Genomic DNA, 19,123 nt, shown 5'->3' with positions numbered 1-19,123 from the left:
TCTATAATTTAAACCTAAAGAGATTATATAATCTTATTACTTCTTCTTTCATGCTTTTTAAATCTGTATGTTTTGGATCAGGTTTAATTTCTGATGCCAAATTAAAGTAGAAGTCTTTTTGAGGTAAATCGTTAACTATCAAAGCTTTAGTGAAATTAAGTATTGCTGAGTCTTTCAAGTATTTGCTATTTATCCTTTCAGCATTATTGATTGCAGTTTCATAATACTTACTACCAAGTTCGATATCACCGAAACTTATATATACTAACCCAAATGTTGCCTGTAATGTAATTTTAGTCTCATCTGGTAAATCATCTATTTTTGCTTTATGTAAATTAAGAACATGTGGAACAGCTTCCTCAATTTTATTTGCTCCAATAAGCGCATATATCAAATTGTTTAAAATTGAAGGATCATTTGGATTGGCCTTTAACCCAGCTTCACAAAGCATTATTGTCGCATCAATATCCTTTAAAAATGTAGAAGTTAAATATGAACCGAGCAAAACAGGGCCTTTGGAATAAGGCATATCTAAGAACCATTTGATACTATCATCAAATGCTTCCTGCCAATTTCCTCTTTCAAAATTTTCATATGCAAAAGCCTCAAAAGGATTAGCTACATTAGAATAGTGGAGTGGATTGAAACTAAATCTAGTATCCTCTTTAGAAACCCACTCAAATTGAGCGAGTGAATTATCGTTTGGTGATTTTAGTGATATATCAAAAAAGGCTTTTGATTTCTTATAGGAACCTTCTCCAAATTCTAATGTGCCTAATGCACTAGCTAATTCCGTGATTTCATAATTTGAAAAATTTTTGGAATTGATTAACCCAATGCCAGGTTTTATTAAAGGTGAGTATCTATTAAGATATGAAGAAGTTGCTATATGTGCTGATGCTAGCCATGGGTCATGCTTTGTTGCTTCACTTTTTCTTAAATAATAAAGAGCTTTTTCGTATTTTCCAAAATGCACAAATAATCTCGTTGCCGATCTTAAAACATATCTATTATTTGGTGCTAAATTTAAAGCAATCACCATTGCTTTTTCAGCTTGTATTTCTTTGCTGAAGAATGAATATAACCTTGAAAGTTCTACCCAAGTTATGGGATTTTTTAAATTTTTTTGAGCTCTTAGTTTAGTATTGTGTATTAATTTGTAAAGAGCATCATTGTTAGTGTATGTTTGAAGATCTATTATTGAATTTGCTTTACTGTCTAGTTTACTATCAAAACCCTCTCTTTCTATAGAATTAGTTTGAATATTATTAATTCTGTTTGCTAGACTTGTTAAAGAATTTGAAGACTTACTTTTATTTTCCGTAATAAATTTTATTGCTTCGTTTATCTCAGGAAAATTTGTTTTACCAGATATAAATGAAGCGTTTATTAAGTCAGCCGCAATTCCTAAATTTGGTTCTAATCTCCAGTCATTAATTGCTCTCGAAATATCAATATTTATCGGATTCGGATTGTTTCTGTTTTCTAATTCCCCTAAAGGCAATGTTCTTTTAAAGTCACGCCAGTTAGGTATAACTCTACGTTCTTCATATTCGTAAATTATTGCCATTTCTATAGTTTAAATTCAGCCTTTTTAGATAAATAATCAAGTCTAGATATAAATCTATGAAAATCGTATTGATTACCTCTTTCTGTAATAGCTTTTGGATGCCCTCTTTCACTTGGAATTGGAAAACAACAATACTCTACTATTTTAGAAAGTTCTGTACTTAATTCTGGATCAGGAATAGATAAACGAAATTCTTTTAACGCATTATAAAAACCCTCTTTCAAATAATCTTTAACTTGGTCAAAAGTTCCTCCCCAGAATGTCCATAAAAATTGCCTATCAATATTATTTCCAATTAAGGCTGTCATATTGGTTCCTGTAAAATAAAAAACAATAAGACTTCCAAATAAATATATATCTGTAGCTTGAGTGCGTTTTTTCCAATCTGGCTCAATGTATCTATACAAAAATTCTGGTGGCGCATATGAGTAATCTCCCGTAAAATGCCCTCCATTATCATGTGGTGCAACTATGTCAGCGCAAAGCGATCTGCCTAAATCACCAATCTTAGATGTTATTCCATTGTCGTATAAAAGTATATTTGAAGGCTTTAAATCTTGATGGCCAATTTCAACTTGGTGTAATTGCTTTAAGCCTGTTGCTACATTTCTTAAAGACTTTAATTTCCAAGCTATCTCAAGGTTGTTGTTAAAATTTATTCTTGATCTTATATCACCATCAGCTAAGTCAAATATTAAATATGGAACCTGTCCAATTGTAAAGCCGCTGACATATTCTTGACCTTCATCAAGAATTGTCGAAACTTTAGATAAACGGTTTTTCTTACACCTTAATAATAAATCTTTTTCAAATTGGAAAGCTTGTGTTTGTTGTTGTATTACATCTATTATATTAATATTAGGCCCATTAAAAAATCCTTTAAAATTTAATGCTTTTAAAAATGCGTCATTTTCACCGTCATTAACTAGATAACAAACACTAAAATTTCCTCCTGTAGCACCTGGCTTAGGTTCTATACGTTTAAGAACTTTCCATCTGCCATTCAATACTTTTCCTTCTAGCGCATAAGCAGCATTATCATGGGGTGGTATCATTATTAATATTTTTTAATTAAATTAATTATTAAATCTAATCGTTGCTAAATTCCTTTTGATTCTTTCTTCTAAAATAGTACCCTCATCAAACTGCATCATTAACTCTTCCGTCAACTTCTGCATCTTCTCCTCAAGCGGAACACCATCATCTTCCTCGGCTTCGGAGCCCACGTAGCGGCCCGGCGAGAGCACGTAGTTGTTGGCGGCCACCTCGTCTAAGGTAGCGGCCTTGCAGAAGCCTTCTATATTTGTGTAGTTTCCGCCCAAGTTGCGCCATTGGTGGTAGGTCTCGGCAATGCGGGCTACGTCTGCGTCTTCAAATACGCGCAGGCGGCGGCTGGCCATGGTGCCCAGTTTGCGGGCGTCTATGAACAGGATTTCGTTTTTACGTTGGCGGTGTTCGCCGTCGTGGCCGTCGCGGTTCTTGCTCAATAGAAAGATACAGGCGGGTATGCCGGTGGTCAGGAACAGCTTGTCTGGCATCTGCACGATGCAGTCTACCATGCCTTGGGTAATCATGTGCTCGCGCACGTTCTTCTCGCCGGCGCTACCGGTGGTCATGGCGCCGTTGGCCATCACCACACCCGCAGTGCCGCGGGCAGAGAGGTGGTGCCACAGCGTCTGGAACCACATGTAATTGGCGTTGCCGGGGGTGGTAAACGTGTCTTTGGCCCCGAAGAGGCGCGGGTCGTTGTCGGGCAGCAGCTCGGGGTGCCAGTTAGAGATGTTAAACGGCGGGTTCATGAGGGCGTAGTCGGCCTTCAGGCCGGAGAAGCGGTCGTGCAGCAAGGAGTCGCCCAGCTTTACGTCAAAGGAGAGGTTGCGCAGCAGCAGGTTCATCTTGCAGAGGCGCAGGGTGCCCTCGTAGCGCTCCTGCCCGTAAATGGAGATGTCGTTCTTGTCGCCGCCGTGCGCCTGCAGGAACTTGAGGCTCTGCACAAACATGCCGCCGCTGCCGCAGGCCAGATCCATGATGCGGCCCTTGAGCGGTTCCAGCATCTCTACCAGCAAACGCACCACGCTGCCCGGCGTGAAGAACTGCCCCGCACCGGAGCCTTCGGCCATGGCAAACTTACCTATGTAGTATTCATACACGCGGCCGTAGATGTCGCTCTCGGGGTTGTTAATTTCAGAGAACTTCTCTTTGGAGAACAGGTTAATGAGCCCCGCCACCTGCGTAGGCGAGAGCTGGCTCTTCACGAAGATAGGCTCCAGCACGCCTTTGTAGTCGGGGTTGCGCTTGGCCAGCAGCTCATCAATCAGCACGAAGGCCTGGTCTACCTTTACCTTGATGTCGTCCTGCTCGGCGTTCTCGCGCAGGTAGTCCCAGGTGGCGTGGGTGGGCAGGCGGTAGGCGTTCTTGACCTGGTACTCCAGCTCATCTTCCAGCACCTCAGACTGTTGGTGCGCTTCAATGTTGTAGTACTCAGATTCGGGCTCAAAGAAGGAAAGTTGTATTTCCTGCTTGCGTATCTCAAAGCGCTCAGAGAGGTGCTTCACAAATAGCAGGGAGAGTACGTAGTCTTTGTACTGGTTCTCGGCTACGGCGCCGCGCAGCTCGTTGGCTACGTCCCATAGTTCTTTCTCAAAATCTATATCGCCTTTGGGCGGGGTATTGGGGGTGTTCTTTTTGGCCATCGGTAAGCGGGAGGTAACAGGGGTAATATAAGAATCCGAAGATATTGAAAGTTTAGGAGAACCGGGTAAGAAGGAGGGGGCTGTTGAAAATATACCCTGAAATAGGTAGGGGTTGGTTGTTAGTGATTAGTTGTTAGAGCAAGTTGTTTCGGGCCTGTTTTGGCAAAAACAGCCCCGAAACGCACCCATGTAGGGACAGGGCTTGACCTGTCCGTGACGCATGCCTGATCTGCGCATTCCGGATTCCAACATTTTCCCAAAATTCCCGATTGTAGGGACAGGGCTTGACCTGTCCGCACGCGTTCCTGATCCGCGCATTCCCGAGTTCATTTTACTGATAGTGGCAGAGCTGGCGGTGCTACGGCGAGAACCACGGACAGGTCAAGCCCTGTCCCTACGATCTGAAATGCGTGGGTTTTGGCCTTGTTTTCTGAAAAACAGGCCCAAAACGCATTTGGCTTTTTGGATGTAACCGGCGTTCCAGATTCCACACATTCCAATCCCCAAATTTCGGTACCGGTTATTTGAAAATAGTTTGCGGGTTTTGACAGTGGCGTTTGGTTGGGTGTAGGAGGGAAGGGGCGGTATTGCATCGGGAGACACGGACAGGTCAAGCCCTGTCCCTACATGGATATGTTTGAAAACCATTTGGCGTTTTAAGCCCGTTTTTCTAAAAACTCACCCAAAACACCTCCCCCTAACAACTAATAACTAACCACTAACAACTAATTCACGCCTCCACCCCTGCCGTCAAATGGTGGTAATCTTTGATCACCGTCTTTAAAAAATCCCGGTCGCTCATCTCTGGTCTTACCTCCATCACTTCTTTGGCGCGTTCGGCAATGCGGTGCAGCAGGGTCTCGTTCTTGTACTGGATGGCTTTGAAGAGGAGTTTGCGCAGCAGGGCCATGTCTTTGTCTGAAAGCACGGCTACCTCTGGGAACACTATGGTGTAGTTGTCTTCCAGTTGCACCTGAAAGGCGTTGCGGCGGCGTACGGGTGTGGTTTTGATTACGCTGGTACCGGCGGCAATGTCGCCCAGGCGCTGGCCTTTGCCGTTCACCGCAATGGTGATAATGGCCACAAAGCCACTGAGCAAGGAGATGTCCAGTAACCGGAACACCCAGCGCAGCAGGTAATCCCCCACCGAGGGGGCATGGCCCGAGAGCTTGACCACCTTCAGGTCGATGGCGCGTTTGCCCAGGCTCTGGCCGTTCATAAAGATCTCGCAGAGCAGGTGGTAAAACATGATAGGGATAAGAACCGCCAGATACCAAACCCCAGATAGCCCCAGGTAGACGTTGGCCAGCGCGAAGACAATGATCCAGCCCAGGTAAATGGCGCCGTCTACCAGATAGGCCAGAATGCGGTCGCCAATGCTGGCAATGGCATATTCCACCTCTACGTTCTGGGTGGTTCTTATTTTAATGGTATCCATCAGAAATTGTAAGCAGTGCGCTTTAATAAATTGTAAGCAAGGGGCTTTAATAAATAGCCTAAGTTAGATATATTTGGAAGGAAACAAAACCAGGTACATGCGCGAGGCCGCTTTTATTAAACAGAATACTGCTAAATGGAAACGGTACGCCACAGAGCCCACGTCCAACCCAGATGAACTGGCCCACCGGTTCATAGAGCTCACCGACGACCTTTCCTTCGCGCGCACCTTCTACCCAGACTCAGACAACACCGAGTACCTCAACAGCCTCACGGGCAAGATTCACCAGGCCATTTACCGCAACAAGAAAGAGAAGACCAACCGCTTTGTACTTTTCTGGAAACAGGAACTGCCCCTGCTTATGAAAATGCACCACCGGCAGCTGTTCTATGCCTTCCTCATTTTTGCCGTGGCCTGCGCCCTGGGCGCCCTCTCGGCGGCCTATGATGACACCTTTGTGCGCCTCATCATGGGCGATGACTACGTGAACAAAACGCTGGCCAACATCAGGAAAGGCGACCCCATGGCGGTGTACAAGAAACAGGAGGAGACCAGCATGTTCCTGTACATCACCATCAATAACATAAAGGTGGCCTTTACCGCCTTTGTGCTGGGCGCGCTGTTCTCCGTGGGTACGTTCTGGATTCTCCTGCAGAACGGCATCATGCTGGGGGCGTTCCAGTACTTTTTCTACAAGCACGGCCTGCTGCTCACCTCGGCGCTCACCATCTGGATTCATGGCACCCTGGAGATCTCCGCTATTGTCATTGCCGGGTGCGCCGGCTTTGTGATGGGCAACAGCCTGCTGTTTCCCAAGACCTTCTCCCGGCTGGAGTCGTTCCGGCGCGGGGCCAAACAGGGCCTAAAGCTGGTGGTGGGGCTGGTTCCTATCTTTATTACCGCCGGTTTTCTGGAAGGCTTTGTGACCCGCCACACCGGCATGCCGCTGTACGCCAGCCTTTGTATTATCCTGGGCTCCGCGGCCTTTATCGTGTTCTATTTTATTTACTATCCGTATCGGCTGCAAGCCAAAGCCATCTATGAGAAACCACTTGATTGAGTTTAGAGAGGAGCGGGATCTGGGGCAGAAGATAAACGCCACTTTTGGGTTTCTGCGGCAGAACCTGAAACCACTGTTGCGCCTGATGCTGGTGTTTGTAGTGCCGTTCGCCCTGCTGGCCGGTATCTTCTCGGGTATCTACCAGAGCCGCCAACTGGCCGAGGTGACCGGGGCGGTACGGCATGACTCTTTGGGGGCCTGGTCATTTGCCAACAGCATTAATTCTCTGCATTACTGGGTGAGCATTTTCTTCTCTTTGGTAGGGGTGGTGCTGCTCATGCTTACCGTGTATTCTTACATGATCCGGTACCAGGACCAGGACGGTCAGGTAGAAACCCAGGAGGTGTGGGATGATATCAAAACGCATTTCATCTCCTTGCTGTATTCTTCCATAGGGTTGCTGGTGCTGGTGCTGCTGGCTACGCTGTTGCTGGTTTTGCCCGGCATTTACGTGTCGGTGGCCCTGAGCATGTACGCCCTGGTGATGCTGCGCGAAGAGGTAAACCTGATGGAAGCCGTGGAGCGCTGCTTTCACCTGATCAAAGGCAACTGGTGGGCCTCCTTCGGGTTTCTGATGCTGGTGTTGATTATCCAGGGAGTCATAGGATTTGTGGCCTCTTTGCCGGCCATTGTGGTGTACGTGTTCCGGATTCTGCACCTGCCCTTTCCGGGCGGCGACAGTGATCTGCTGTTGATCATTGCCAGCTCCTTTACCACCGTTCTCAGTTTGCTGCTCTACGTCATCTACATTACCGCCATTGCATTTTTGTACTATGACCTGGTAGAGAAAAAAGAAGGCCTGGGCTATCTGGAAAAGGTCAACCAGATTGGGGCCCGCCCCGAGGCCGTGGCTGGCGCCGAGTACCATTAATGATGACGTTTGTGCGGTTTTCTTTTCCCCTGTTTTTTCTGATGCTGGTATTGAGTGGTTCCCTTTGGGCGGGAACCGCCGTGGCGGCGCCTGCCCAGACAGTAACTACTACGCCTGCGCCCCTGCAACTGCGGTATCCAGACGCAGCCAAACTGAAGGAGCTGCGCGAAAGCCGGGACTTTCAGTACCAGCAGGATCTGCGGCCCGATCTTTCCTTTTGGCAGCGTTGGCTACAGCGCATAGGCCAGTTCATTAACCGGGTGCTGGAGGCCCGGTCGTTTCAATCTTTCTGGAAATACGTGATCTACGCCTTCGCCATTGGCATTACCTTATATGTGGTGCTTAAGCTGTTTAAAGTAGACTTTGTGGGTTTGTTCTCCCGCAAGGCCCCGGCCGCCGCTATTGCTTTTGAAACCTACCGCGAGAATATTCATGAGATAGATTTCAAGGCCCTCATAGAAGAAGCCGAGGCCCAGGGAGATTACCGCCGTGCCATTAGGTTACATTACCTGAGCACCCTCAAGATCCTCACCGACCAGGAACTGATCCAATGGAACCCGGGCAAAACCAACCGCAGCTACGTCTCTGAACTCAGGAACCCAGCCTTGCGTCGGCCCTTTGAGCACATCACGCAGTTGTTTGAGTATGTGTGGTACGGTGGCTCGGCGCTCAGTGAGCAGCGGTTCCAGGTGGTGCGCCAGGCGTTTCAGGAGTTCAATCGCTCATTACCCGTGGCCGCATGAAGAGCTATAGAACCTACGCGCTGGCCTTAGGGGTGCTGTTTGCGGCTTTTGTGGCGGTGGAGTATTACCGGCCCAAACCCATCAGCTGGCAAGAGACCTTCTCCAACAAAGACAAGATCCCTTATGGCACCTATGTGCTGTATGAGGTGCTGCCAGACCTTTTCAAAAACCAGCCGGTGAGCATGGTGCGCCTGCCGGTAGTGAACCAGGTAGAAGAGAAAGAAGCGCAGAAAAAGGACAGCGGCGCCACCAAGGTCAACTACGTGTTCGTCAACTCAGAGATGAAACTAGGGAGCCAGGACCTGCAGGCCTTGCTGCGTTTCGCGGGTAGGGGAGGCCAAGTATTCATTAGTGCGCACCGTTTTCCGTCGCGGCTGGAGAAAGCGCTGGGGGTGAAGACCAGGTTCTCTAAAAAAACAAAGCAAGACTCCCTGGGCCTGGTGTTCACGCACCCGCAGCTGGCGAACAATAAACCGGTGTATTACGCCTGGGAGAAAGTAGACAACACTATTACTTTGGATTCTTCGGCCTTCAAAACCACCGTGCTGGGCCGCAACACTGCCGGCGATACCAATTTTGTGCAAGTTCATTACGGCAAAGGCAGTTTCTATTTGAGCTCGGTGCCGCTGGCCTTTACCAATTACTACGTCATCTCTCCGCAGGAAAGCACCTATGCCGCCCAGGCCTTGTCGCATTTGCCGGTGGCCCCCGTCTGGTGGGACGAGTACCAGAAGCAGGGCCCCGTGGGTGAAAATTCAGTGTTCCGGGTGCTGCTGGAGCATGAGGCCTTGACTTGGGCATATTACATTGCCCTGGGCAGCCTGCTACTGTTTGTCTTGTTTGAAAGCAAGCGCACCCAGCGCATCATCCCTATTCTGGAGAAACCCAGAAACACCACCCTGGAATTTGTGAAGGTCATTGGCAGCCTCTACTTCAACCACCGTGACCACCACGTCATAGCCGAGAAGAAGGTGAACTACTTTCTGGAGTACCTGCGCCTGCACTACTTTGAGGCCACCAGCACCCTGGACCAGGACCTGGAGACCCGCATCGCCCACAAATCTGGGGTAGAAGAAAAGGAAATAGCCGAGTTGTTCCGGATCATCCGGCACGTGAAGTCCTCAGACAGCCTTCAGGAGCAGATCCTGTGGCAATTGAATAAAAAATTAGAAAGCTTTTACCGGCAAGCCAGCCGCTAACCCAACATGATGGAACCATTAGAAGAAACCGCCATAGCCCTGGCCCCCCAGGCAGATTTTTCTGCGTTACAGCAGGCCGTGCAGCAGATCAAAGAAGAACTAGGCAAGCGCATCATCGGCCAGGAGCCGTTTATTGACCTGTTGCTGGTGGCCATTCTGGCCGATGGGCACGTGCTTATTGAAGGCGTACCCGGTATTGCCAAAACGCTCACCGCCAAACTGCTGGCCCGCACCATTGACGTAGGGTTCAACCGCATTCAGTTCACCCCAGATTTAATGCCCTCAGACGTGCTGGGAACCTCGGTATTTCATCCGGGTACGGCCACGTTCCAGTTCAAGCAGGGCCCGGTGTTCTCCAACATCATCCTGATTGACGAGATCAACCGGGCTCCCGCCAAAACCCAGGCCTCTTTGTTTGAGGTGATGGAAGAGCAGCAGATCACCCATGACGGCACCCAGTACGCCATGGCTGATCCCTTTATTGTGCTGGCAACCCAGAACCCCATTGAGCAGGAGGGAACCTACCGCCTGCCCGAGGCCCAACTGGACCGGTTTATGTTCAAGATTCTGGTGCAGTACCCAACGCTAGAGGAGGAGGTGGCCATCTTAGGCGTCCATCACCATCGCCCCGCCCTGGCCCGCGACCTGGAAGAGATACAGCCGGTCCTGAACGCCGCGCAGATATCGGAGCTCCGGCGGCAGGTGAAAAGCGTGCACGTAGACCAGAAGGTGCTGGAGTATATTGCTCACCTGGTGGTGCAGACCCGCGCCAACAAATCACTGTACCTGGGTGCTTCGCCGCGCGCCTCGCTGGCTTTGCTCAACAGCGCCAAGGCCCTGGCCGCCATCCGGAACCGCTCCTTCGTGACCCCCGAGGATGTGCAGGAACTGGCACCCTCAGTGCTTAGGCACCGCATTCTGCTTACGCCTGAGCGCGAAATGGAAGGGGCTACGCCCGATGACGTGGTGAAACAGATCATTCAGAAAACAGAGGTGCCCAGATAGTGTCGTTTCTCAAAGGCCTGTATTTTACCCGCTACTTTTTCTATGCGGCCCTGGCGGCGATAGGCTTGTTTGTGCTGGCCTTCTTTTTCCCGGCGCTGCTGTTTTTGGTGAAGGTGCTGTTTGGGGTGCTGGTGCTGTTTGTGGGGGTAGACCTAGTGGCGCTTTTCCGGCAGCCGCAGGGCGTGGTCTCCTCTAGAAGCATGCAGAGCAAGCTCTCCAACGGCAGCGAAAACCCAGTGTACCTGTACGTGGAGAACCGCTATGGCTTTGCAGTGCACCTGGAGGTAATTGAGGAGCTACCTTTCCAGTTCCAGAAGCGCGATGCCAGCTTTAAGGTGCAGGTGCCCACCAATGAAACCCACGTGATAGAATACCACCTGCGGCCCACGCAGCGGGGTGTGTATTCCTTTGGCGCCACCAACGTGCTGGTGGACGGACCGCTGCGGCTGGCCCGCCGGCGCTACAAATTTGGGCAGGGGCAGGAGGTGCCGGTGTACCCGTCATTTATTCAGATGCGGCAGTATGAGCTGCTGGCAGCCAGTCAGCAGTTGTCGGCTTTTGGTATTAAGAAACTGCGCAAGGTAGGCCACAGCGCCGAGTTTGAGCAGATCAGGTCTTACGTCTCCGGCGATGACCAGCGCACCATTAACTGGAAAGCCTCGGCCCGCCGCGATGAACTCATGGTGAACCACTACCAGGACGAAAAATCACAGCAGGTGTATTGCCTCATAGACAAAGGCCGGGTCATGGAAATGCCCTTCGCGGGCCTGAGTTTGCTGGACTACGCCATTAACGCGTCGCTGGTGTTGTCCAACGTGGCGCTCCGGAAAGAAGACAAGGCCGGCCTGATTACCTTCTCCAGCCACATCGGCTCTATGCTACCAGCAGAGCGCCGAAGCACCCAACTACAGAAGATCCTGGAACTGCTCTACAACCAGCAAACCAAGTTCCAGGAAACCGACTTTGAGCGGCTGTACCTCACCGTGCGTTCCAAGATTAAACAGCGCAGCCTTCTTCTGCTATTCACCAATTTTGAAACTTTGAACGGCGCTCAGCGCCAATTGCCCTACCTGCGCAAACTGGCCCGCCACCACCTGGTGCTGGTCATCTTCTTTGAGAACACCGAGACCCAGGACCTGCTCCAGCAACCCGCCTCCAACCTGGAGGACATCTACCTGAAAGCCGCCGCCGAGAAATTCGCCTACGAGAAGCGCCAGATTGTAAAGGAGTTCACCATGCACGGCATTCACTCCATCCTCACACCCCCAGAAAAACTCACCGTCAACGCCGTGAACAAGTACCTGGAGTTTAAAGCAAGAGGGTTGTTGTAAGAAGGAAATCACTGGGTGTTGAAAGTGCGTTTTTGGCCTATTTTTGAGAAAACAGGCTCAAAACGTAAAGCCGCCTACTAAACGCAGACTCTCCCCTTGAGGATTGCCCAAACGGGAGTTTGAGGCAGCGAGTGCAGCAGAGGCGTATTGGCACTTGAGAGGCGTATTGGCACTTGCTGGCCCACAACTATCTATGTTATTCTGCTTCTCTCAGCCCTCGCTGTTCGGGATTTGCAATCCCGAATGATTGAAAAGCGGATTTGTAATCCGCCTGCCGGAAACCGGGAACCTGTACCCAGGGGGATTACAAATCCCCCTTTCGGAACTTCCGGATTGCAAATCCGGAAGAGCGTTCTTCGTGCTTCCTGCCTTTGAGGCCCAATACCGCCCGCCGTTTTTGGTGTTCTCACCGACAACCACAATTGGGTTCAACCTGTATTCTAAAAATGAGGTTAGGTTAAAGTTAGAACTGCCCTGCCGCCTCAGATCTTGCCTTGTAGTGCGCGCAGCTCCTGCGAGTGTCTGTGCCAATGGCCCCTCTTCCTTGGCGCGGATTTACTTCCGTGACTTTCGAATTTCATATATCAGGAGACTCACTCTTCTAAACAACCTCACCTGTGTTAACACCCCTCTTCAGAGCTTCGCTCGCTGCCTCAAACTCTCGTTTGGGCAATCCTCAAGGGGAAAGTCTGCGCTTAGTAGGCTGTAATGGGCTTGGTAATCTATATTCCGTTTTAAGCCTGTTTTCCGTAAAACGGGCCTAAAACGGAACACGCGTGGCTCCCGCTTTTCAAACGCACCACTTGGCCCACTCCCACAACCATCAAATCAAATCAAAAGCTCGGGCGTATTGCGAGAGTTCAAAGGAGGTGTGGGCGTTTAGTTTTACTTTGATGTTGCGGCGGTGGGTGTTCACGGTTTTCTCTGAGATAAACATGTCCTGGGCAATCTCCAGGGAGCTTTTGCCCAGGGCTACCAGCTTCAATACTTCGCGCTCCCTGGGGCCCAGGTGCGAAAACCGCTGGTAGTGCTGGCGCAGGAAGGTGTTCTCTTCCAGTATTCGGTTTACCTTGGCGGTGAGGTGGTGCATGGGGTCTATGCACATGGCAATGGTGATGGTGAGCAAGGGCCTTCCGGCGTCATCGCGCATGAAGATCTTGATGGTGCTCAGGTGCAGCATCCAGTCTTCCTGTTCGTGAAAGCGCACCTGCTGAAAGAAAGAAATGATTTCATGCTCGCTGTTCCGCTCCAGCAGGCCATGGATGAGCTTAGGGACATACTCCGCAGATTCTACGGGGTTGAAAAAACGGGTATGAAACTCAGGGCCCATTTGTTGCAGCTCTTCCAGGGTCACGCCTATCTGGCGAAGCCCTAAGGGAGACATGTATTCCACTTTGAGGTTATCCTGTATATTATGGATGACAACCACCCCCGGCAATTGATCTGCAACGGCGGCTATGGTTGAAATTTTGTCATTCATTTTCTTCCTCAGCTCCATGTACCGTTTTTTTAAAACAGGCCATACCGGGTAAACCGGTGAGCCGTTGGTTAATATTCTATTTTGTATATATTAAAAAGAGGTCATGCCCTATCGGGTAGGCAAGACTAAATTATTTTTATGAAATGTTAGATTATTGCTATACGTGTACATCATGAAAAAAGCTTCTATAACCAAAAAGAAACTTATGTCTTTGTGGTTATAGAAGCTTCAGCGGCAGACCTTTAAAAGGGAGACTGCCCAGATAGAGCATGTTTAGATTACGTAATTGCCGTTCCCGTTCTTTTTCAGGCGGGTATTGTCACGCAGGGCTACGGCGGTCACCGCTCCGGCCACGGCCAGTACGGCGCCCGTGAGCAGTGGGTGCATAGAGGCTCGGGTATAGAGACTGGTTTTCATGACGTGGCCTTCATAGTTGCCGTGCACGCGTCCGTCGTGGCCGGGTTGGTGCAGGGAGCCTTCCTTGTGGCGGGCCGGTTCATTACGCATCTGCTGCTCGGTCATGGTTTTCTCATTCACCCAGTCCATCACGCCGGGGGCGTACTTGTTCAGGGAGCTCATAATCTTGGCGCTGCCGCCAATCAGGATGTCGCGTTCTGGGTGGGTGGCGGCGTGCAAAATGGCATTGGCTACCTCTTCGGGGGCATAGACCGGGGCCGGCAGGGTGAGCTCATGGTCGGTGTAGTTGCGGGCGTGCTGCGGGTAAGGCGTGTTGATGCCGGTAGGTTTGATGAGCGTCACCGAGATAGGCGCGTCTTCTTCGCCCAGCTCCTGGCGCAGGGCATCGGTGAAGCCTTTCACGGCATGTTTACTGGAGGCATACATACCCTGCAGCGGGATAGACACATCTGAGAGCACGCTGCCTATGTTGATGATGGCGCCGCCGCGGGCTTTCAGGTGCTTGGCCGCGGCCAGGGAGCCGTATACCAGGCCCCAGAAGTTGGTGTCAAACAGGCGGCGGTTGTCCTCGTCGGTGACCTCTTGCAGGCGGCCGTAAATGGAAACCCCGGCATCATTCACCCACGTATCAAAGCCCCCGAAGTAGGTGATGGCGGCATCAGCAATGCGCTGCACATCTTCCTGCTTTCCTACGTCTGCGGTCACATGAATGGCCTCGCCGCCTTTCTGCGTAATCTGCTCTACAATTTCTTCCAGCGCCTCACGGTTGCGGGAAGCCAGCACCAGTTTAGCGCCCTTTTTAGCGGCCGCCCGGGCCGTGGCCAGCCCAATGCCGCTGGAGGCGCCCGTAATCACAATCACTTGGTCTTTGAGAGGTTTAAGTGTAATTGCCATAAAAATATTGGTTAGTGAACGTATAGAATGGAATGCGAAATCCTTAGAGTTTTTACGCATCTGTTTTCAAAGCAGCCATCAAAAATTTAGACAGAGCAGGCGCCGGGTGCTTCACCTTATGGTGGCCTGGTTGGGAAAGGGAGGCTAGCAGGGCTAAAAGCCCGAAGCAGATTTTTTTAACGCATCTGGTCCGCCGCAAGCCTCAGAAACGCCTGTGCGTTTAGAGGCCGTTTTCCTGAAAGCAGGGCTAAAACGCGAGCCAGCGGTTTATGGGGCAAGGCCAAGGCGAAACCCGTTTTAGAGCTGTTTTCAGAAAAACAGGCGTAAAACAGCGGGCCAGACCAAAGGCCCGCAGGCTCCTGCTGAAAAGAACAGAGTTGTGTAAAATTTAACCTTAATTTTATAACAGCCAGCCCAGAGAAGAAAGCTACTTTTGTAAGCGCAAAATCCGGTAGGTGCAACCCTGCCCCATCGGAAACGTTTTGACAGTGAACCACATCTATATGCAGACGCTGCGAAAAAGTATGCACCTGAGTTTGATAGTGGCCTTCTTGTGGGCCTCTTTCGGCTTCCGTGTGGACCTGTCGCATTGCGCCGGCGAAAAGGATGCTTCTTTCTCGCTGCTGGCCTCTTCTGATTGCTGCTGCGGAAAGGCCGCCAAAACCCCTAAGAAACCCTGCAAAGACATGACCTGCGCCTTGCCGCAAGCCGTGTTCACCCAGGCAAGCCACCAGTACGCGCCTGCCCAACAGCTGGCCCAGAAGGCCGTGAAACAGCCCCTGGTGCTGGCCACCTTCCCAGAGCACATCTGGCCCGCTCTCCTGGAAAAACTGCCCCATAGTTCCTTGCCGCCGCCCGTCTCCGGCAGAACCCTGGGCATTCTCTATCAGAACTTCCTTATCTAATTTCCGCTTCTCGCCTGAAGCGGCCGCTTCTGTACGCCCTGACATTTCTGGTTTAGCTCTACCTGGCTAACCTGGCCCGGGCCTATATTCCTCTGCTGCTGCTTTTGGTAATCTGCTGCCTGGGTCCTCCACGGCCCAGGCGCGCTTTTGCCCCTTTCCTCTATTTCCAGTTGTCCGGTTTCCCTAAAAAGGTGACGGCCCCGCCGATGAAGGAGAAGCAAAGCCTGCATTTTTCATTTTCAGAACACTCCAGCGCCGCGGCCTGCCGCCTCCCAGCTGGGTAAGGAAGTCTTTTATGATTGAAAAAATAATTTCGTTTTCCATCCGGAGCCGGTTGACTGTGCTGGCGGTGGCGGCTGTGTTGTTTGGCTGGGGACTTTATTCCCTGGAAACCAACTCGGTAGACGCCATTCCGGACCTTTCTGAGAACCAGGTGATTGTCTACACCGAGTGGATGGGCCGCAGCCCGCAGCTGGTAGAGGCGCAGGTCACCTATCCGCTGGTGTCTAACCTGCAGGGTATTCCGGAGGTGAAGAGCATCCGGGCCAACTCCATGTTCGGGATGAGCTTTGTGTTTGTGATCTTCAATGATGATACTGACATCTACTGGGCCCGCACCCGCGTCATGGAACGCCTGAACTACGCGCAGCGCCTGCTGCCCGAGCAGGTGGTGCCCACCCTGGGCCCCGACGGCACCGGGGTAGGGCATATTTTCTGGTACACCCTGGACGCCCCCGGCTATGACTTAGCCGAGCTGCGCACCCTGCAGGACTGGTACATCAGGTTTGCGCTGCAGAACGTGCAAGGGGTAAGCGAGGTAGCCTCCTTTGGCGGTTTCCAGAAGCAGTACCAGATTGCCATAGACCCCCATAAGCTCAATTTCTACAACATTCCGCTTTCTACGGTGCTGCAGGCGGTGCAAACCAACAACAATGACGTGGGCGGCCGCACCTTTGAGGTGAACGGGGCCAGTTACCTCATCCGGGGGCTGGGCTACATCCAGAGCATTGAAGACATCAAAAAGATCCCGTTGGGCACCTTTAATTCCGTGCCGGTGACCATGCAAGACGTGGCTGCGGTACAGACGGGTGGCGAACTTCGGCTGGGCATCACTGAAGAAAACGGCGAGGGCGAGGTAGTGGGCGGCATTGTGGTCATGCGCTACGGCGAAAATGCCCGGGCCATGATTGACAGGGTGAAAACCAAAATGACCGAGGTAGAGAAAGGGCTGCCCAAGGGCGTAAAATTCAAAGTGGTCTATGACCGCAGTGACCTGATTGAGGCGGCGGTGGCTACCCTGCGCGAAGCCCTGATTGAGGAGATCCTGGTGGTGTCTTTTGTCATCCTGGTTTTCCTGTTCCATTTCAGAAGCGCGCTGGTAGCCATTATCACCATTCCGCTGTCAGTATTAATAGGCTTTATTTTAATGAATCTGTTTAACGTGGAGTCCAATATCATGTCTCTGGGCGGGGTGGCCCTGGCCATTGGTGACCTGGTAGACGCGGGCATTGTGATGGTGGAAAACGCCTACCGTAATTTATCTGAAGGGGAGGGGGTAAGCTAATGGAGACTGAACCAAAAAACTACCAACCCAGACACACCCGTGACATGCCGGAAGGCGAACGGGTACGAATCATTGAAGCCTCCGCCCGCCGGGTAGGCCGCGCCGTGTTTTTCTCCATCCTGGTCACGCTGGTGTCGTTCGCGCCACTGCTGTTTCTGACCGGGCAGGAAGAAAAGCTGTTTACGCCGCTGGTCTTAACCAAGACCTTTGTCATGATCGGCTCTGCCATCACGGCCATTTTTGTGGTACCGCTGCTTATGCGCCTGCTCATGAAAGGCCGCCTGCGCCCCGAAAGCCAGAACCCGCTTTCCCGTTTCTTCATCCGGCTCTATGGCCCGGTGATCAGGTGGGCGCTACGCTGGAAGAAAACCGTGCTGGCTGTTTCCCTTCTGGTGGTGCTGGGCAGTATCCCGGTGATCATTAACATTGGCAGTGAGTTTATGCCGCCCCTGGATGAAGGGTCCTTGCTGTTCATGCCGGTCACCTTGCCCGACGTGTCCAATGCCGAGGCCAAGCGCATTCTGCAGGTGCAGGACCGCCTCATCAAATCTGTGCCGGAGGTAAAGAACGTGCTGGGCAAAGCCGGCCGGGCCAATACTGCCACAGACAACGCGCCCATCAGCATGATTGAAAGCATTATTCTGCTGAAGCCAAGGGCTGAATGGCGCGAAGGCATGACCCAGGAAAAACTGATTGCTGAGCTGGACGAAAAGGTGCGCATACCCGGGGTGACCAATGGTTGGACCATGCCCATCATTAACCGCATTAACATGCTGGCCACCGGCATCCGGACAGACGTGGGCGTGAAGGTGTACGGCAACAACCTTGACACGCTCTACCGGCTTTCCGTAGACATTGAAAAAGCCCTTAAAGGCGTGGAAGGCCTCACCGACCTGTACACCGAGCGCCTGACCGGCGGCAAGTACCTGGACATTCAGGTAAAGCGGGACCAGCTGGGCCGCTACGGCTTAAGCCTGGACGAGGTGAACCAGGTGATTGAAACCGCCCTGGGGGGCATGAGCCTCACCAACACCATTGAAGGCCGCGAGCGGTTTTCCATTAACGTGCGCCTGGCCCAGGATTTCCGGAATGATATTTCTGAGATCCAGCGCACGCTCATCCAGACCCGCCAGGCTGGCCCCGTTCCTTTATCGGCGGTAGCCGATATCAAGATGACCGACGGGCCGGCCATGATCAGCTCTGAGAATGCCATGCTGCGCGGAACGGTGCTGTTCAACGTGCGGGGCCGGGACATGGGCAACGTGGTGGAAGACGCGCGGCAACGGGTGGCAGACCACATCAAGAAGCTGCCCAAGGGCTATTACCTGGAGTGGAGCGGCCAATACGAGAACAAGATACGCGCCGAAAAACGCCTGCAACTCATTATCCCGGGGGTGCTGCTCATTATTTGCCTTATTCTCTACATGACCTTCCACTCTTGGAAAGAAATGCTGATTGTGTTGTCCAGTATGCCGCTGGCGCTTATTGGCGGGGTGTACTCGCTGTACTTCTTTGAGGTGAACTTCTCGGTGGCGGTGGCCGTGGGCTTTATTGCCTTGTTTGGGGTGGCCGTGGAGACGGGGGTGCTCATGCTGGTGTACCTAAATGAGTCTATTCTCCGGCTGAATGAGCGCAAAAAGACGCAGCCCATCACGCCGCAAGACCTGCGCGAATCTGTGTATGAGGGCTCTGTGCTGCGGGTACGGCCTAAACTCATGACCGTGATGGCCGACATGATTGGGTTAATGCCTGTCTTGATGACTACCGGGGTGGGGGCAGACGTGATCAGGCCTATCACCATTCCGTTTGTCTTCGGTCTGATTACATCCACTATTTACGTGCTTATTGTGCTGCCCGTCATTTATTTGTGGGTAAAGGAATATGAACTGAAGAAAACCGGAAGGGTAGAGTTCCTGGACATTAAAGAATAACCACGCCATGGGAACCAAAACA

General features: G+C 51.3%; 15 protein-coding genes. 9 read left to right on the top strand and 6 right to left on the bottom strand.

Going from position 1 to position 19,123, the window contains the following annotated elements:
* Position 1: 1 nt before the first annotated feature.
* The 4 genes from TH63_RS15555 to TH63_RS15540 all read right to left on the bottom strand — a co-directional run bounded on the left by TH63_RS15555 (position 2) and on the right by TH63_RS15540 (position 5,701).
* On the bottom strand, positions 2 to 1,570 hold the full coding sequence (locus TH63_RS15555) for a tetratricopeptide repeat protein (RefSeq protein WP_048921752.1): 1,569 nt from the start codon (positions 1,568 to 1,570) through the stop codon (positions 2 to 4).
* Positions 1,571 to 1,572: 2 nt separating this feature from the next.
* Positions 1,573 to 2,625, bottom strand: coding sequence for a protein kinase domain-containing protein (locus tag TH63_RS15550; RefSeq protein ID WP_048921751.1), 1,053 nt, complete (start codon positions 2,623 to 2,625; stop codon positions 1,573 to 1,575).
* A gap of 21 nt (positions 2,626 to 2,646) precedes the next feature.
* A complete protein-coding gene (locus tag TH63_RS15545) occupies positions 2,647 to 4,263 on the bottom strand; it encodes a type I restriction-modification system subunit M (RefSeq protein ID WP_048921750.1) in 1,617 nt (538 codons plus the stop codon).
* Between the two features lie 730 nt (positions 4,264 to 4,993).
* Positions 4,994 to 5,701, bottom strand: a complete 708-nt coding sequence (locus TH63_RS15540) for an RDD family protein (RefSeq protein ID WP_048921749.1) — start codon at positions 5,699 to 5,701, stop codon at positions 4,994 to 4,996.
* 97 nt (positions 5,702 to 5,798) lie between these two features.
* Here TH63_RS15540 and TH63_RS15535 point away from each other — a divergent pair, with 97 nt between their 5' ends.
* The 6 genes from TH63_RS15535 to TH63_RS15510 are packed head-to-tail and all read left to right on the top strand — an operon-like array spanning position 5,799 to position 11,910.
* On the top strand, positions 5,799 to 6,761 hold the full coding sequence (locus TH63_RS15535) for a stage II sporulation protein M (RefSeq protein WP_048922894.1): 963 nt from the start codon (positions 5,799 to 5,801) through the stop codon (positions 6,759 to 6,761).
* Positions 6,742 to 7,632: a hypothetical protein gene (locus TH63_RS15530; protein ID WP_048921748.1), complete on the top strand. Its 891-nt coding sequence runs from the start codon at positions 6,742 to 6,744 to the stop codon at positions 7,630 to 7,632. The genes TH63_RS15535 and TH63_RS15530 overlap by 20 nt, the downstream gene beginning before the upstream one ends.
* An 11-nt stretch (positions 7,633 to 7,643) precedes the next feature.
* Positions 7,644 to 8,375 carry a DUF4129 domain-containing protein gene (locus TH63_RS15525; protein ID WP_197088574.1) on the top strand — a complete coding sequence of 244 codons (732 nt, stop codon included), beginning with the start codon at positions 7,644 to 7,646 and terminating at the stop codon, positions 8,373 to 8,375.
* A complete protein-coding gene (locus TH63_RS15520) occupies positions 8,372 to 9,574 on the top strand; it encodes a DUF4350 domain-containing protein (RefSeq protein ID WP_048921746.1) in 1,203 nt (400 codons plus the stop codon). Before TH63_RS15525 ends, TH63_RS15520 begins: the two co-directional genes overlap by 4 nt.
* 6 nt (positions 9,575 to 9,580) lie before the next feature.
* Entirely contained in the window at positions 9,581 to 10,579 is a 999-nt protein-coding gene (locus tag TH63_RS15515) for an AAA family ATPase (protein ID WP_048921745.1), read from the top strand.
* A complete protein-coding gene (locus TH63_RS15510) occupies positions 10,579 to 11,910 on the top strand; it encodes a DUF58 domain-containing protein (protein WP_048921744.1) in 1,332 nt (443 codons plus the stop codon). Before TH63_RS15515 ends, TH63_RS15510 begins: the two co-directional genes overlap by 1 nt.
* An 823-nt stretch (positions 11,911 to 12,733) precedes the next feature.
* Here TH63_RS15510 and TH63_RS15505 read toward each other — a convergent pair.
* Positions 12,734 to 13,408: a helix-turn-helix transcriptional regulator gene (locus tag TH63_RS15505; RefSeq protein WP_048921743.1), complete on the bottom strand. Its 675-nt coding sequence runs from the start codon at positions 13,406 to 13,408 to the stop codon at positions 12,734 to 12,736.
* A gap of 255 nt (positions 13,409 to 13,663) precedes the next feature.
* On the bottom strand, positions 13,664 to 14,701 hold the full coding sequence (locus TH63_RS15500) for an SDR family oxidoreductase (RefSeq protein WP_048921742.1): 1,038 nt from the start codon (positions 14,699 to 14,701) through the stop codon (positions 13,664 to 13,666).
* A 503-nt stretch (positions 14,702 to 15,204) separates the two neighbouring features.
* Between TH63_RS15500 and TH63_RS15490 the strand changes: the two genes are divergently transcribed.
* From TH63_RS15490 to TH63_RS20800, 3 genes are all read left to right on the top strand, one after another.
* Positions 15,205 to 15,606, top strand: coding sequence for a hypothetical protein (locus TH63_RS15490; RefSeq protein WP_156180648.1), 402 nt, complete (start codon positions 15,205 to 15,207; stop codon positions 15,604 to 15,606).
* A 295-nt stretch (positions 15,607 to 15,901) separates the two neighbouring features.
* A complete protein-coding gene (locus TH63_RS20805) occupies positions 15,902 to 17,170 on the top strand; it encodes an efflux RND transporter permease subunit (RefSeq protein ID WP_048921738.1) in 1,269 nt (422 codons plus the stop codon).
* Entirely contained in the window at positions 17,170 to 19,101 is a 1,932-nt protein-coding gene (locus TH63_RS20800) for an efflux RND transporter permease subunit (protein WP_262506173.1), read from the top strand. Before TH63_RS20805 ends, TH63_RS20800 begins: the two co-directional genes overlap by 1 nt.
* Positions 19,102 to 19,123: the final 22 nt, after the last annotated feature.

It is taken from the genome of Rufibacter radiotolerans (genome assembly GCF_001078055.1).
GTDB classification, from domain to species: Bacteria; Bacteroidota; Bacteroidia; order Cytophagales; family Hymenobacteraceae; genus Nibribacter; species Nibribacter radiotolerans.
This window is presented reverse-complemented; position numbering and strand designations above follow the sequence as displayed.